Genomic DNA, 13,910 nt, shown 5'->3' with positions numbered 1-13,910 from the left:
AGGATGGTGGGGGAGGCAGGACTCGAACCTGCGAAGCCATGAGGCGGCTGATTTACAGTCAGCTCCCTTTGCCACTCGGGACACTCCCCCGCTCGACGGCAGCACAATCGGGCCGGACCTTGCCGGCGGACCGAAGACGGCCATGGAACGTGAAGGCCGCGACAACCCGGATCGGGGCGCGACCGGGCGCGTTTATGGGCGAAGCGGTGGGGCAAAGTCAACCGAGGCAAGCAGCTAAAATCGCCCTCACAAGCACCGAAATTGCCATATTCCGGAACCCGTGACAGAAGCGAGCCCATGAAGGATCGAAAATTCGGCCCCAAGGGGGCTCGCGGCGGGGCTAAGCCCTTCAACAGACCCGGAAAATCGGCCGGCCGACCGGCTTGGCGCGACCGTGATTCGCACGGCGACGGCCCGGTCATTCTCTACGGCTGGCACACCGTCACCATGGCGCTCGCCAACCCGCGGCGGCGGATCCGCAAGCTGACGCTGACCGAGAACGCCGCAAGGCGCCTTGCGGAAGAGCACATCGAGACGCGAGTGGCGCCCGAGATCGTGCGGCCCCAGGAGATCGACCGGCTGCTGTCGCCCGACGCCGTGCACCAGGGCCTCCTCGCTGAGGCCGATCCCCTGCCCTCGCCCGAGATCGAGACGTTGACGGAGGACGGCATGGTGCTGGTGCTCGACCAGATCACCGATCCCCACAATGTCGGTGCCATCCTGCGCTCGGCCGCCGCGTTCGCGGTGAAGGCGATCGTCACGACCGCGCGCCACAGTCCGGAAGCGACCGGCGTGCTGGCGAAGGCAGCCTCCGGCGCGCTCGAGCTGGTGCCTGTTGTCACCGTGCAAAATCTCGCCCGTGCGCTGACGGCGCTGAACGAGCGCGGGTTCCAGACTGTCGGCCTCGACAGTGAAGGCAGTGAGGATATCAGCGACGTCGCGCTGCGCGAGCCGCTTGCGCTCGTGCTGGGCGCCGAAGGCAAAGGCCTCAGGCAATTGACCCGCGAAACCTGCAGCGTCGTGGCGCGGCTCGACATGCCCGGCGAGATCAAGAGCCTCAACGTCTCGAATGCTGCAGTGCTCGCGCTCTATGTCGGCGCGAGCCGGCTCGGGCTGATGAAGCGCTCCTAAAACGAAACGCCCGTCCGCATCACGCGGACGGGCGCCTCGCTAGTCTCAACCGATCAGAGATCAGTAATAGCGGCGCAGCACGCGGTGACCGCCATAATAGTACGGCGCGGCGCGGCGGGCGTAGCCGTAGCGGGGACCGTAGTGTACGCGCGGCAGGTAGCCGTAGCGGGGGCCGTAGCCGTAGCGATACGGACGGAAGTACGGGCGGCGATAGGGATAAGCGGCCGGCGGCGCGACCGCAGCGGCACGATAGCCATAGCCGTAGCCGTAATTGGCGGGCGCGACGACCGCGTCCTCGCGGTAGGTCGGATACGGCGCGAAGGCGCCCGGACCGGTATAGGTCGGGCCCTGGTTGACGTAGTAATACTGCGTGGTCGGCTCGGCGAGACGCTCATAGGCGGCGTAGCCGTAGCCGTAGCCATATCCGCCGCACCCGGTGTTGCAGCCGGTATAGACCGGCGCCACCGGCGCGCACGTGGTGAAGCCGCAGGCCGCGGCCGGCGCGGTGGCGGCGAACATCACGGCAGCTGCCGCGACCAGTCCCGAAATCATCTGACGCATTATACTCTCCTGTTGATTTCCGTTTTTGGTTGTCACGTTTCTCAACCCGGCGGCCTGCCGGGTATCTCTGTGCGCGGCCGCGGCCGCGGAGGCCGAGGACGGTCGTTGATCTCGGGCGCGTAGATCACCGGCGGCGGATCGACGGGCGGGTCCATCTGCGCCGGCAGCGGCGCGGACGAGGCGCCCCAGCTCTGGTGATAGCTCTCGGCGGGCTTGGGCAATTTGCGGTTCGCCGGCGGCTCGACCTCGAGCCGGCCGTAGCCCGGCCGCAGGCCGAGCGTCGGATAGTAATGACCGACGTCGTCGGGCTGCCGCTCGGCGATATAGCGTCCGCCATAGATCGTGGGCTGCACCTGCTGGCCCTTGCCGAGACCCCAGGTGCCCTCGACGACGGCATAGGACGCGTCGATGTTGTTGATGATGACAGGCACGCCGGGACGGCCGGGCACGACGATCTCGAAGCCGCCGGCAAACGCCGTCGCAGGCAGTCCGATCAGAAAGGCGGCGAGCGCCACGGCACGCATGAGGAGACCCCGGTTATCCGGGCGCAACCTAACCGATCGCGACGCAGAGAGGGTTAAGGCCTGCTCACCAAATTCCGGTAAGCCTAACGTGCAAGGATTGCACGCCGCTCAAATGCTGTACGGCGAGCTAGCGAAGCGTTAACGGCGCGGAACCGCGCGGCTGGAACAGCGCACGCTGCTCACATCGGTTTGACGGTTCGCAGTCGAAAAATCCCAGGGTTGCATCGGAACGTCCTGCGCCGTCGGCGTTTAGCTCCTGTCAACAAAATGGGAGCGAACAACCATGACCATCAAGCTTCTCGGGGCCACGGCGATCGCAGCGACCATGCTGGCAGGCTCTGCCATGGCGCAGACCGCCGTCAATAATCCACGCTGTTCGGCGCAATTCCCCAACGCCAACTGCCAGACCCTCGGCCCCGCAAAGGCATCAACCGATAGCGGCTACCGCCACCGTCGCATGTCCTATCGCCAGACCAACCGCGATTGGAATAACGACTGGAACAGGAGCCCCACCGGGTTCTGGCCGACCGACGTCGCGGCCGGCGTCGCCGGCGCCGCCATCGGCACTGCTGGTGCGATTGCCACCGCCCCATTCCGCGCTTGGGACAATTCCTACGCCTATGACAATTCGTGGGACCGCGGCTGGAACAATCGTAGCTGGGACACCCGCACCTATGCCCAGCGCAACGGCTTCGTCTGTACGCCCGGCACCTGGTTCAAGGGCGCAGACGGCCGCCGGCACATTTGCCAGTAAGGCAGCTTGATCCGAACGCCACACATCGGGCGGCCGCGAGGCCGCCCGATTCACGTCTTGCGACGGTGACCTCCCGGTTCTGGCACTTTCCGATCAAGTCTGGTATTGCGGCGCGCACGGGTGGACGGCCCCGGCGCAAGCCGAGCTCCGCCCCTGCCTCCCAGGCGTCGCCGGCTTAGCTCAGCGGTAGAGCAGCGGTTTTGTAAACCGAAGGTCGGGGGTTCAATCCCCTCAGCCGGCACCATTGGTTGAGCCGACACCCGTCATGGCCTGACGCAAGAACCAAATCGTCAGTTCGGCGTTTCCTCGTTCACCATAGAGCCTTCTCGCGGAGGTCTAGCGATGGACCCGAATGATCGGACAGCCTTAGTCTTAGCCGCTGTCGGCTTGGCCATCGCCATTGTGGTTGCATCGACAGTCACGCTAGAGCACGTCAATACCCGTACGGCCAGCAGCGACGCACCTCCCGGAACGGTAGGACTCGCCAGGCCTCACCCGCCGCTGGACCGTGCTCCTGGTGAGGCGATACAGACATCAGGAGCGCCGTCCAACGCAAGTCATCGGCAGCGGCCTTGACCGGACACCGGCCGCGCCGAACCAGCGCTCGAACCCTGTGCCTCAGCCTGAACTCTTGCGCGCGCTGCTCTGTTCGAAATGCTCGACCGAGCCGCCGATCTCGACCCAGGCATGTTTCGACTGCTCGAACACCGATCTCGTCGGCGCCGGAAAATCCGGATCTGCGATCGCGCCAACGGCAACGCCGATCATGTCAGGCAGATTGTCGGCTTGCCAGTAGACCGTCGAGCCGCAGTCGGGACAGAAATATCTGCAGACCTCGCCGCCGCTCATCGCGGTTCGGACATACGACTTGGATACTCCAGAGATCGTGACGGTCTCTGCGGCATAGAAGGCACCGACGCCGAACGGCGCGCCGGTTCGTCGCTGACAGTCGAGGCAGTGACAGGCAACGACGAGGCGCGAGGGTCCCGGAAGCGACAGCGAAAGCGCGCCGCAGCTGCATCTGGCATCGATCATCGAATCTGATCTCCCTCATTGGCTGGCTGCGAATTGAAAAGGTTACGTTCGCGCTCAACCTCCGTCATTGCGAGCGCAGCGAAGCAATCCAGACTGCCTCCGCCGAATGCTTCGCTGCGCTCGCAATGACGCGTTCGCGGCGGTAACCTCAATCCGTCTGCAAACGCGCTGCAGCGCGTCCGGGACACCGCGGCGAGATTGTCACTCCGTCCCGGCCTCGAATGCCAGCAGCACGTTGCCGGCGACGCCGCTCCACTGGCCGTAGCCGGAATTGGTGTAGAGCATGCCGCCGGCGATGACGGGACCGGGGCCGTCGATCGCGCCGCCGCGGGCAGGGACCCCGTTCACCGCCTTGAAATCCCGCGCGGTGTCGAACTCCCAGAGCAGCTTGCCGTCGGTGGCGTAGGCGCGCAGGAAGCCGCTGACGCTGCCTGAGAACACGACACCCGGGATCAGGCTCACCGCCGCCGAGAGCGCGGGGCTGCATTGCGGGCGATCGCCGCAGGCGACCGGCGGCACCTCCATCACGACTCTGCCGCTGGCAAGGTCGAGCCCGAACAGGCCACCGCCTTGCGTGGAATCGAGCTGCCGCGAGCCGTCGCGTTTGAAACGCACGTCGGAGTTGGCGACATAGATGCGCTCGCCGTCCGCAGCCGAACCCCATTCGCTGCCGCCGAGCGCACCGCCCTTCCCGATCCGGGTCTGCCACAGGATCTTGCCGCCATCGTCGGGATCGAGCGCGTGCACGACGCCGGATTTCTGCGCGATGGCGAGAATGCGCCTGCCGTCGCGCAAGGTGACGAGGATCGGCGACTGGCCGAAATCGTGATCGGGCCCGGGCTCGTCGGGACAATTGGTCTTGTCCATGCTGAAGCAGGCGACGACGAAGGCGTCCTTTGGCGTCGCCTGCTGCGTCCAGAGCAGCTTCCCCGTTGCAAGATCGAACGCAAGAATCGCATCGGCGGTCGCGGCCGGCGGATTCGAATAGGAATTGCTGGTCGCCACATAGACCGCGCCCCGCTGCGCATCGATCGTCGGCGCCGACCAGATGGCGGCGCCGGATGGTCCGAACAGCTGCGTGCCCTTGGCATTCTTGCTGGTCGGATGAGGCATCTCGGGGATCGTGTACGCCTGCCAGATCATCTTGCCGGTCGCGGCCTGCAACGCCACCACGCTGCCGCGGAAGGTGCAGCATTCGTAGGAGGCTTGCGAGCCGGCGGCTTCCTCGAGCGAGGACACCGGCACGTAGAGCACGCCGGAATGCAGCGTCGGCGCGCCGGTGATGCGTGCGGCGGCATGCTCCTCCACCTTGGCCTTCCAGATCAGCGCGCCCGTCAGCGCGTTCACCGCATAGGCATTGGCGCGCAAATCGCCGAAGAAGATCGCGAACTGATCGGAGCCCGGAAGCGGCGCAAAGCTGATCGCGGCGCGCACCGCCGCATCAAGCGCCAAGGTCCACAGCGTGCAGCCGCTTCGCGCATCGAGCGCGTGAACCTTGCGATCGGTGCCGCCGATGAACAGCATCCCGCCCACGATGGTGGGCGGCGCAAACGACACCGAGGCGCCGGGAAAGGCATAGGCCCATTTCAGCCGCAAATGCGGCACCTGCACCGCGGTCAACCCGGCCATGTCGGCCGGCTGGAAGCGGCTGTTGCTGGCGTCAACGCCCCAACCGTTCCAGCGCGGACCGTCGAGGGCTTGCGGAAAGCCGCCCGCCTGCTGCACGCAGCGGCCCTCCGCGTCGGCGGCGGCGCTGCCCGTCGGCATCTTGCCGGTCACGAACGAGGCGATCGCGCGGCGTTCGGCATCGCTGCGGTCCTTTGCCATCGCCGCCATGCTGCCTGTCGTCAACGTCCCCAGCACGTGGTCGAACGACATCGCCTGCAGGGCGGCGCGACCCGGCATGCGGGTCTGGGCATCGCCGTCGTGGCATTGCGCGCAATGCGCGGCATAGAGCGAGGCGCCCTCCTGCTGCGCCAGCGCCGGCGCGCTGCACCAGATCAACAACGCGGCCAAGACGGCACGTATGCTCATGGTGGGCTCCGGCGATGCGAGGGGAGATCGCTTCACGCAACCAGAAGTCTATCCCCGGCGCGATCGTGGATGCAATGGACGTTGTGCCCGCCGCTGTCAGATATCCGCGGCCATGCGGACAGAATCCGGCAATTCCTGCAGCCGCCACAGCCCGAGGCTCTTGTCGCGCCAGCCGCCGCCGCCCTCCTCGCAACGCTCATCGATCAGCGCGTGCGGCGCCGGCCAGCCGAACGGCGCCTTCTCCAGGTTCAGCGCCCGCCAGTCGCCGTCCTCACAATCGTGGTTGTCGTCCCATTCCGGAAAGGTCGTGACGAGCAGATATTGCGCGCCGCTCTCGCGAAAGCGGGCGGTGGCGCGGGCGATGTTCTGAAAGCTCAGATGCACCAGGCAGTCGCGGCACAGGATCAAATCAGCGCGCGGCAGCGCATCACGCGTGATGTCCGCAACCAGGAATCGGCCGGCGAATTCGCCGTCCGTCACACGCCGGTTGTTGGTGGCGATCAGCGAGGGCACGATGTCGATGCCGATATAGTCGAGGTCGAGCTTGACGCGGCCGATCCAACCCGCATCGCCGCAAGGTGCATCGAGCAGCGAGCGCACGCCGAGCCGCTGCAGCAATGGCGGAAGCGCGTCCTGGATGGCCGCGGTGGCAAGGTCCTCCGAGCCGAGGCCCGATACCGAGCCGGCAGCGCCCCAAAGGTTCGTACGCTCGATCCGCTCGAACCGCGCGGCGAGATCCAGCCCTGAGAAATTGTCACGGTCGGCGACGAAGCGCTCGTGGGCGAGCACGGGAGGACGATCGGGGATCATGGGGCGAGCCTTTTCCGGTGCAGGCACAGTATACAACCCAGGCGAACTGTTCGAAATTGCCTGGCAGCAAACCTACGAAGCGTTATTCGTCCCGTCCAGATCCCATGCACTCCACCACTCCCAAAGAGAAGGCCAAGATCGTCGCCGGCGCGGTGACGGCCGTCGTCATGACGACCATGCTGTTCGTGTTCGCGCTCGGCCTTGTGCTGCCGCATTAAGCGCGGTCAGCGCCGGCGGACGAAAGCCGCGGTACGACGGCTTACGCCGAGCGCACCATGCGCAGGAACTTTCCGACCTCGTCCTTCAACCGGGTGCTGTCGCTCGCCAGCATCTTGGCGGTCGAGAGCACCTGCGAGGAAGCCGAGCCGGTCTCGGCGGCGCCGCGCTGCACGTCGGTGATGTTCGAGGAGACCTGCTGGGTGCCGTGCGCGGCCTGCTGAACGTTGCGCGAGATTTCCTGGGTCGCCGCGCCCTGCTCCTCGACGGCCGCCGCGATGGTCGAGGACACCTCCGAGAGCCGCTCGATCGTGGCGGAAATGTCGCGGATGGCGTTCACCGATTCCTGGGTCGCGGACTGGATGCCGGAAATCTGCTGGCTGATCTCGCCGGTCGCCTTGGCGGTCTGCTCGGCCAGCGTCTTCACCTCGGAGGCGACGACCGCGAAGCCGCGGCCGGCCTCGCCGGCACGCGCCGCTTCGATCGTGGCGTTCAGCGCCAGCAGGTTGGTCTGGCCGGCAATGGTGTTGATCAACTCGACGACATCGCCGATGCGCGTGGCCGCGACCGAGAGCTCGCTGACGCGCTCGGTCGTGGTGCGGGCCTGGGCGACGGCTTCGCCCGCCATCCGCGCCGATTCCTGCACCTGGCGGCTGATCTCGTTCACAGAGGAGGACAGCTCTTCCGTCGCGGTCGCCACCGACTGGACGTTGCCGGTGGCTTCACCGGAGGCAGCGACGACGACCGAGGTCAGCTCCTGGGCGCGTTGCGCGGTGGTCGCCAGCGTCGAGGAAGACGCCTCGAGCTCGGTGGAGGCCGAACCGACCGTGTCGATGATCTCACCGACCGCGCGCTCGAAACCGTCGGCAAGATTGATCATGTCGCGGCGGCGCTGCTCGGCCGCCTGCTTCTCTGCTTCGGTCTGCGCGGCCTTGAGACGTTCGACCTCGAGCCCGTTGGTCTTGAACACCTCGACCGTCCTCGCCATGTCGCCGATCTCGTCGCCGCGATCCTTCTCGGGCACCTCGGTCGTGAGATCGTTGCGGGCGAGGCCCTCCATGGCGAGCTTGAGCCGGGCGATCGGATGCGACATCGCCTTGAGGCCGATGAACAGCGCGATCGCGATGCCCAGGATCAGGCCGCCGGCGCTGACGCCGATCACGGTCCAGGTCGCGGCATGAGCGTCGCGGTTGATGGCATCCTTGCGCTTGGCAACGGCCTGGCCGGTCTCGGTCGTGAACTGCGCGATGCGTGCCAGGGCCCCATCGAGCAACGGATCGCACTCCTTGTGCGCCCGCTCGGCGGCCTTGGCGTTCTCTTCCGTGGTGCTGGCCTGCGATCCGGCCTTCAGCACCGGGTCGCAGCCTGCGAACGCCGCCTTCAGCTGGTCACCGATGTTCTTGATCTGGCTGGCGCGCGCCGGATCATCCTGCTCCGCCGCATCCAGGTATTGACGGATCTCGTCGCGGTTCTGGTTCGCGATCTTCAGGCGGGCGGCATTGCCAGCCTCGGTCGCCTCGGTGAAGACGGCATAGAGCGCGGCGTGATAAGTCTCCGCGCGGCGCTGGGCGCGCGCGAGGCTGAGAGCGGAGGACTGCGCGGCGGCGAGTTCGCCGAAGCCGTCGACCGTCGCGGATAGCTCGCGCAGGCCGAAGCCCGCAACTGCGATCATCGCGCAGCCCATCACCGCCACGATCAGCGCCACCTTCCACACGATCTTCAGATTATTCAAAAAGCTCATTTCAGCCGCCCAATGATGTCCGACTCGCAGCACCGCGAGCAATTCCCAGCGGTGGGATTGGAACCAGCGGACGTTAAGAATTGATACCAAGCGACAGGAGTAGTCTTACGGAAAAATAACGCTTTGGCACCCCGTCGTAAGCTTGGCGTAAGCTTCAGCCTGTTTTCGCGTCGGAGAGCGCAGGCCCGGAACCGGCTCCGGCGTCAACCGTTGTCGGCGCATGCGGATCCAGGAAGAAAACCGAAACATGATTCTGCTGGCGACGGTGACGCTGTGCTGTAGCGCCGTGGCCGGGACGTTGGCGCTGTTCGAGCCAATGCGGGGACAGGCACCCGATAAGCCGGTCGCCGATCGAGCCGTGATCGACCTCACCACGCGCATGCCTGCTCAGATCCCGGTTCGGGTGGTCGGCGCGCCGTTCGAGCCCAACGTCAATCCGCGCGAGCGGTAGCGCTCACCTCGGCGAAGCCTTCGCGCCCTCCTCGGGCCGGCCGTGAACACGTGCCAATTCCTCGACAAACGCGATCACCTCCGCCCGCTTGTCGGGCGGGAGCGTCAGGAACGCGCGGATGAGCCTCAGGCCCTCCGCCGCGTTCGGGCGTTCTTTCGATGCATCCATCTGCCCAGTGTCGGACCACCGGGAAAATTATGCAATCCCCTGCAAACTGCCTTGATTCGAAGCAGCCGCTTTGCTGGAATGCGCGCGGCTGAGGTGGATCATGAAATGGATCAGGGAGCGCGACGCACTGATCGCGCAGACACTGTCGTTCGTCCAATCGGTGACCAGCAGGAAGGATGACGTCCTTCAGCCGGAGACGCCTGCATCTGGCCCCGCCGTTGCAGTGGAGATCGTCACCGTGGAGGCGGTCGAGGTCGAGCCGCCGCAAGCCTCCCTTCCGCCGCGGCCCGCGCCTCTGCTGCCGCGGACCAGCGGCGATTTCCGCAGCGAGATGCAGGCCCGCATCGCCAATTTCCGCAAGCACCAGGAACGTTTCGAGCGCGAACGTGAGGAATATTGTGCGGCGACCCTGACCAAGTTGCGTGCCGCCATCCGCGACGCCTCCGGCCCACCGGCCGAAAAATAAGGCCCGCCCAGGGATCTACAGCCAGGACCAGACCAGCCAGAGATTGGCCGCGCAGGCGCCGAACAGCGCCAGCGTGAGCGGCAAGAGCATGTGCCCGCAGGATGTCTTCAGGTCGCTCGTCATGGCGGAAAACATCCGCTGATTCCGGCCGACGAGTCCCAGGGATTCTTTTTTCCGGGATTCAGGACTCGTTAAGGACTCACGGCCGCCCGCCACGATCACGCCCCCGTGATCGGCCCGATGGCCGGAACCCCTCACCCCGTGAGCTCGTTAACGGGCTTTCCTGGAGTCGGGATGGATGCCCTACGCCCTGTTCTGCAACGACGCCCAGATCAGCAAGGCCTATCCGAGCGAGGCCGACGTCTGGAAGCTCGCCGAGCGAAGTGGTCTCGTCGTGGACGTGACGGCGGACGAGGAGCGGCCGGGACCGCGCCGGGTGCTCGACAACGACTACAAGATCGAGCCCTGCCAGGCGGCCCAGGGCGAGGACCCCGCCAAGAACAAGGCGGAGGCCGATCGGCAGTCGAGGATGGAGCTCGAGCTGAATTCCTGAGCTCCGGCACGGAGCCGGAGCGAAAGCTCAGGGGGTGGCGGCCGCAAGCGAGGCCTGCTCGCCCGGCATCGGCACGCACGCCTTGCGGCGGTGCAGCCCGCGGATGGCGCCGGTGACCTTCAGCACCTTGCCGGACGGACAGGAGGCGTCCTTGACGAAGGCCACCTCATACGGTGCCAACATCAGAGGCTCGGATTTGAGGATTGTCTGTGCAGAGCACGGCAGGCAGGAGAAGCACGAGAGCGCCACTGCCGACACCAAGATACGCATGTCCGTCGTCCCACCAGCCCGGTAATTGTCATATAACGCGTTCCGGAGCGCGAGTTCCGTAAATCGCAAAAATTATTTTTGCTTTACACCGGCCCCATGACGCGCGTGAGAATGCGCGCCAGCATCGTTTGCAAGCAAATGACGCGCCAAATGGTTCACGGAATGCAAATGAAGGCGCTGCCGGGGTGCAGATCGGCAAACGAAAGGCCGGCGCAGCCGGCCTTTGTCAGGTCTTGGATGTTCAGGTCTTGGATCAGCGCTGTCCGTCAGTACCGCGAGGCGGCCGGGCCGCCCCAGCCAAAGCGGTAATTCACACCGGCCTTGACGGTATGCTCATCCTCCCGACCACGAACGCCGACAATGTCGACCGGGCCGGAGGTGAAGGTGGTGCTGCCGAAATTGTAATACTGGTACTCGGCCTTGGCCGACCAGTTCGGCGCGAACATGTATTCGAGGCCGGCGCCGACGGTATAGCCGTCCTTGTTGTTGCCGGTGGTGGTGAAGGCCTGCGGCACCCCGGCGATGTTCACGCTAAGGCCGTTATTCCGCCAGGCATAACCGCCCTTGGCGTAAAGCAGCGTCGGTCCCCAGGTGTAGCCGACGCGACCGGTCACCGACCCGATCTGTTCGGTGTTGGAGGTCACCTGGGTGCCCAGCGGGAAGGTGACGCCGTTGTTGTTGGTCGGCAGCCAGGAATACTGGGCCTCGATACCCACCACCCAGTTGGGCGCGAACTGGTAGTCGAAGCCGCCCTGCACGCCGCCCACGAAGCGGGCGTCGCTCGAGCGGAAGCTGTTGTCGCCGGCAAACGCGCCGCCGACATGGCCGCCGATGTAGAAACCGGTCCAGTTGTAGATCACCTGGGGCGGCGTATAGGCCGGCGCCTTGGTGTAGGTGCGCGGCTGCACGTCTGCGGCTGCGGCCGGCGCGGCCAGCGCAAGCAGAGCTGCTGCCCCCAGCAAGATCGATTTCATGATCATCCCCGTTCTTTCATTAACGACACTCGGGAAACAACGTGGCGTGAATTGGGTTGCTTCGCGGCAATGCCGGAACGTTGATCGTTCGTGACTGTGACGGGTCGGCAACAACGCGATTTTGTTCCGTCACGTCGCGCTGCACCGGCTGTTTTTGTCGCCCGCGCAAGGCTCGCCGTTACGATTTGTCGCAAGTCGAAACCACCCCGTTCAAAGCTCGCCGAAATGTGATCCAGCGGCTCCGGCTGCTTCTGTCTAACACCGGGCGATGAAGGCGGGCTTTGCGCTACCGCGTCATCTTTTCCAGTTCCGGAAAGGGTGCGTAAACCGCACCGGCGCAGAGATCGCCGGTCTGGTCCACCACGCGATCCGCACGGCCGTTGACGAAGATCACGGCCCGCTCGCGCACGCCCTTGTAGCTGCCATCGGTCTCGCGCGGGGTGAAGTGCAGGCAGCTCACATAGAACTGCCGGCCGCCGACCTCGCGCTGTACCGGCTCGGCCATGCCGGCATTGCGCACGCCGACCGGATTGTTGAGGTAGGCCCGCATCAACGCCACCGTGTCGCTTCGGAAATTGTCGGGAAACGGCTGCGGCCCGCCGGCCTGGGTCCCGCCCATGAAAGTCGGACGGTCACCGTCGCTGCCGAAACATGCCGCAAGCGCCAGCGGCAACGCCAGGATCACCGCACATCTCGCCAATCGCCCCACAGGCCGCGCTCTCCGCTCGAACAGATCAGGAGACGTTCTAGCCCCTGGCCTGCATGAAGGGAATTCGCTTGCAGAGGCTTAAAACAGCGCACCGGCCAGCCGCCGACGCCTCGGGCTTGCGCACGAGGCGTGGCAACGGGCCAGGCCTGACGTCCGCGCGCGGCGGCGGGGCAATGCCAGGGATGCCGCCGCGCGGGATCAGTCGTCAGTTGCGCTTGTCTGACGTCGCGGGCTTGGTGATATCCGGCTGCGCCTTCTGCGCGTCCTTGGCCGTGACCTGCTTGTGGTGATGGCGATGCTTGCGCACGGTCTTGTGCTCGTCGGCGGTGACAGCGGCGTTCGCGTTCAGCGCCTTCGACTTGCCATCCACCTTGGCGTCCGCCTTGACGTCGGGAGCCTTCACGCCCGTCGTCTTCACGTCCGTCTTGGCGTCGGTCGTCTTGGTGTCGGTCGTTTTGGCGTCGGCCTTGACGCCGGCTTCCGGTTTCGTGGCGGTGGTCGCCGCCTTGGTCTGGCTCTGGTCGGCCTTGATCACCGGGGCGGTCGTGGTGGTTTTGCCGGCCTCGGCAGCGAAGGCCGGGGCTGCGATCACGGACGTTGCGAGCAAGGCTGCAGAAATGGTCTTCAACATGGTGGTCTCCTCTTGGAAGGATCTTCAGGCGGCGCCCTCTCGCCTACCCATCGATCATGGGTGGGAGCCTAGGCGGGGGGCACTGAACCCAGTCTGAAGCCCTCAGCAGGCTTCCGTTCATCTCGATGACAAGTTTGTCATCCGCGGCCGGGCGAATAGATCGTGCGAAGCGGGAATGTTTTTGCCCGAGAGGTGTTCCGGTCTTCGGGCAATCGTGTAGGATCGCCACGTTCCAAACCGGAGAACTTGAATGCGCAAACTCTCAACGCTCGTTGTGCCTGGACTCGTCGCCGTGACGCTCGCGGCCGCGCCGGTGCTGTCCAATGCGTATGCTGCGGCCGGCGACTCCCCTTCGTCGCCGCCGAGCTCGGACTCCTCGACCAAGAAGGGCAAGAAGAAGAGCTCTTCCGTTAGCGACCCCAAGTTCCTCGCGGCCTATCGCACCGCCTACGCGGCGATCTACGACAAGCACGATTACACGGGCGCGATCGACCAGCTGAAGTCGCTGCGGCGTGACGACGTCGCCGATGTCGCCAACCTGATCGGTTACTCCTACCGCAAGCTCGGCGACTACCAATCGTCGAAGGTCTATTACGAGCTGGCGCTGAAGGACGATCCGAACCACGTCCGCACCTGGCAGTATTACGGCCTCTGGCAGCTCGAGCAGGGCAACCGCGAGCAGGCGCAATATCACCTTGGCAAGATCGCCTCGCTCGCCGGCACCGGCAGCTCGGAATATCGCTCGCTGGCCGAAGCGCTCGACAAGCCGACCGGCGCGACGCTCGTCTACTGATCATTGCATCTTTGAACGAAGCGAACGGGCACAACCTCACGGTTGTGCCCGTTCTGCGTTTTCGGCTAGCCTCGCGCACCAACCTCCCT

16 protein-coding genes and 2 tRNA genes are annotated in these 13,910 nt (G+C 65.5%); 7 read left to right on the top strand and 11 right to left on the bottom strand.

The window, feature by feature from the left end:
- Positions 1–4: 4 nt before the first annotated feature.
- A tRNA-Tyr gene (locus ACNJYD_RS15220) sits at positions 5–90 on the bottom strand.
- 207 nt (positions 91–297) lie between these two features.
- On the opposite strand from ACNJYD_RS15220, the gene rlmB reads away from it, so the two are divergent.
- Positions 298–1,131, top strand: a complete 834-nt coding sequence (gene rlmB, locus ACNJYD_RS15215; RefSeq protein WP_439366797.1) for a 23S rRNA (guanosine(2251)-2'-O)-methyltransferase RlmB — start codon at positions 298–300, stop codon at positions 1,129–1,131.
- 60 nt (positions 1,132–1,191) lie between these two features.
- On the opposite strand, the gene ACNJYD_RS15210 is transcribed toward rlmB, so the two are convergent.
- Positions 1,192–1,692 (bottom strand): hypothetical protein, encoded by a 501-nt coding sequence (locus ACNJYD_RS15210; protein WP_212260335.1) that lies wholly within the window; start codon positions 1,690–1,692, stop codon positions 1,192–1,194.
- A gap of 41 nt (positions 1,693–1,733) precedes the next feature.
- Entirely contained in the window at positions 1,734–2,216 is a 483-nt protein-coding gene (locus tag ACNJYD_RS15205; RefSeq protein ID WP_212260333.1) for a hypothetical protein, read from the bottom strand.
- 283 nt (positions 2,217–2,499) lie between these two features.
- Here ACNJYD_RS15205 and ACNJYD_RS15200 point away from each other — a divergent pair, with 283 nt between their 5' ends.
- Positions 2,500–2,970, top strand: coding sequence for a hypothetical protein (locus ACNJYD_RS15200; protein ID WP_172783135.1), 471 nt, complete (start codon positions 2,500–2,502; stop codon positions 2,968–2,970).
- 169 nt (positions 2,971–3,139) lie between these two features.
- Positions 3,140–3,214, top strand: a tRNA-Thr gene (locus ACNJYD_RS15195).
- A 374-nt stretch (positions 3,215–3,588) separates the two neighbouring features.
- Here the strand turns inward: ACNJYD_RS15195 and ACNJYD_RS15190 are convergent.
- The 4 genes from ACNJYD_RS15190 to ACNJYD_RS15175 form a co-directional block, all read right to left on the bottom strand.
- Entirely contained in the window at positions 3,589–4,005 is a 417-nt protein-coding gene (locus ACNJYD_RS15190; protein ID WP_212260331.1) for a GFA family protein, read from the bottom strand.
- 201 nt (positions 4,006–4,206) lie between these two features.
- The gene (locus ACNJYD_RS15185) at positions 4,207–6,039 is read right to left on the bottom strand and encodes an outer membrane protein assembly factor BamB family protein (protein ID WP_439366796.1); all 1,833 of its coding nucleotides are present in this window, start codon (positions 6,037–6,039) and stop codon (positions 4,207–4,209) included.
- 96 nt (positions 6,040–6,135) lie between these two features.
- Entirely contained in the window at positions 6,136–6,849 is a 714-nt protein-coding gene (locus tag ACNJYD_RS15180) for a class I SAM-dependent methyltransferase (RefSeq protein WP_212260328.1), read from the bottom strand.
- 259 nt (positions 6,850–7,108) lie between these two features.
- On the bottom strand, positions 7,109–8,806 hold the full coding sequence (locus tag ACNJYD_RS15175; RefSeq protein WP_439366795.1) for a methyl-accepting chemotaxis protein: 1,698 nt from the start codon (positions 8,804–8,806) through the stop codon (positions 7,109–7,111).
- Between the two features lie 247 nt (positions 8,807–9,053).
- On the opposite strand from ACNJYD_RS15175, the gene ACNJYD_RS15170 reads away from it, so the two are divergent.
- The 3 genes from ACNJYD_RS15170 (at position 9,054) to ACNJYD_RS15160 (ending at position 10,444) form a co-directional block, all read left to right on the top strand.
- Positions 9,054–9,257 (top strand): hypothetical protein, encoded by a 204-nt coding sequence (locus ACNJYD_RS15170; protein WP_439366794.1) that lies wholly within the window; start codon positions 9,054–9,056, stop codon positions 9,255–9,257.
- Between the two features lie 268 nt (positions 9,258–9,525).
- Positions 9,526–9,891: a hypothetical protein gene (locus ACNJYD_RS15165; protein WP_439366793.1), complete on the top strand. Its 366-nt coding sequence runs from the start codon at positions 9,526–9,528 to the stop codon at positions 9,889–9,891.
- A 298-nt stretch (positions 9,892–10,189) separates the two neighbouring features.
- On the top strand, positions 10,190–10,444 hold the full coding sequence (locus ACNJYD_RS15160) for a hypothetical protein (protein ID WP_172783127.1): 255 nt from the start codon (positions 10,190–10,192) through the stop codon (positions 10,442–10,444).
- Positions 10,445–10,471: 27 nt separating this feature from the next.
- On the opposite strand, the gene ACNJYD_RS15155 is transcribed toward ACNJYD_RS15160, so the two are convergent.
- The 4 genes from ACNJYD_RS15155 to ACNJYD_RS15140 form a co-directional block, all read right to left on the bottom strand.
- On the bottom strand, positions 10,472–10,714 hold the full coding sequence (locus ACNJYD_RS15155; protein ID WP_172783126.1) for a DUF6719 family protein: 243 nt from the start codon (positions 10,712–10,714) through the stop codon (positions 10,472–10,474).
- Positions 10,715–10,980: 266 nt separating this feature from the next.
- Positions 10,981–11,688, bottom strand: coding sequence for an outer membrane protein (locus ACNJYD_RS15150; RefSeq protein WP_439366792.1), 708 nt, complete (start codon positions 11,686–11,688; stop codon positions 10,981–10,983).
- 286 nt (positions 11,689–11,974) lie between these two features.
- Positions 11,975–12,370: a hypothetical protein gene (locus ACNJYD_RS15145; RefSeq protein WP_172783802.1), complete on the bottom strand. Its 396-nt coding sequence runs from the start codon at positions 12,368–12,370 to the stop codon at positions 11,975–11,977.
- A 232-nt stretch (positions 12,371–12,602) separates the two neighbouring features.
- Entirely contained in the window at positions 12,603–13,028 is a 426-nt protein-coding gene (locus ACNJYD_RS15140; RefSeq protein WP_439366791.1) for a His-rich protein BRANT, read from the bottom strand.
- Positions 13,029–13,278: 250 nt separating this feature from the next.
- Here ACNJYD_RS15140 and ACNJYD_RS15135 point away from each other — a divergent pair, with 250 nt between their 5' ends.
- Complete coding sequence (locus tag ACNJYD_RS15135; protein WP_439366790.1) at positions 13,279–13,821, top strand: tetratricopeptide repeat protein; 543 nt, start codon at positions 13,279–13,281, stop codon at positions 13,819–13,821.
- The last annotated feature ends 89 nt before the right edge of the window (positions 13,822–13,910 follow it).

The sequence above is a fragment of the Bradyrhizobium sp. SPXBL-02 genome (genome assembly GCF_051853065.1).
Taxonomy (GTDB): Bacteria; Pseudomonadota; Alphaproteobacteria; order Rhizobiales; family Xanthobacteraceae; genus Bradyrhizobium.
Note: the sequence above shows the minus strand (reverse complement) of the source record. Positions and strands in the feature narration are given on the sequence as shown.

Bases quoted from the DNA above. Each gene is read 5' to 3' on its own strand.
- ACNJYD_RS15140 (WP_439366791.1), bottom strand. From the start codon at position 13,028: ATGTTGAAGACCATTTCTGCAGCCTTGCTCGCAACGTCCGTGATCGCA.
- ACNJYD_RS15135 (WP_439366790.1), top strand. From the start codon at position 13,279: ATGCGCAAACTCTCAACGCTCGTTGTGCCTGGACTCGTCGCCGTGACG.
- ACNJYD_RS15155 (WP_172783126.1), bottom strand. From the start codon at position 10,714: ATGCGTATCTTGGTGTCGGCAGTGGCGCTCTCGTGCTTCTCCTGCCTG.
- ACNJYD_RS15190 (WP_212260331.1), bottom strand. From the start codon at position 4,005: ATGATCGATGCCAGATGCAGCTGCGGCGCGCTTTCGCTGTCGCTTCCG.
- ACNJYD_RS15170 (WP_439366794.1), top strand. From the start codon at position 9,054: ATGATTCTGCTGGCGACGGTGACGCTGTGCTGTAGCGCCGTGGCCGGG.
- ACNJYD_RS15185 (WP_439366796.1), bottom strand. From the start codon at position 6,039: ATGAGCATACGTGCCGTCTTGGCCGCGTTGTTGATCTGGTGCAGCGCG.
- ACNJYD_RS15200 (WP_172783135.1), top strand. From the start codon at position 2,500: ATGACCATCAAGCTTCTCGGGGCCACGGCGATCGCAGCGACCATGCTG.
- ACNJYD_RS15150 (WP_439366792.1), bottom strand. From the start codon at position 11,688: ATGAAATCGATCTTGCTGGGGGCAGCAGCTCTGCTTGCGCTGGCCGCG.
- ACNJYD_RS15180 (WP_212260328.1), bottom strand. From the start codon at position 6,849: ATGATCCCCGATCGTCCTCCCGTGCTCGCCCACGAGCGCTTCGTCGCC.
- ACNJYD_RS15165 (WP_439366793.1), top strand. From the start codon at position 9,526: ATGAAATGGATCAGGGAGCGCGACGCACTGATCGCGCAGACACTGTCG.
- ACNJYD_RS15210 (WP_212260335.1), bottom strand. From the start codon at position 1,692: ATGCGTCAGATGATTTCGGGACTGGTCGCGGCAGCTGCCGTGATGTTC.
- rlmB (WP_439366797.1), top strand. From the start codon at position 298: ATGAAGGATCGAAAATTCGGCCCCAAGGGGGCTCGCGGCGGGGCTAAG.
- ACNJYD_RS15160 (WP_172783127.1), top strand. From the start codon at position 10,190: ATGCCCTACGCCCTGTTCTGCAACGACGCCCAGATCAGCAAGGCCTAT.
- ACNJYD_RS15205 (WP_212260333.1), bottom strand. From the start codon at position 2,216: ATGCGTGCCGTGGCGCTCGCCGCCTTTCTGATCGGACTGCCTGCGACG.
- ACNJYD_RS15175 (WP_439366795.1), bottom strand. From the start codon at position 8,806: ATGAGCTTTTTGAATAATCTGAAGATCGTGTGGAAGGTGGCGCTGATC.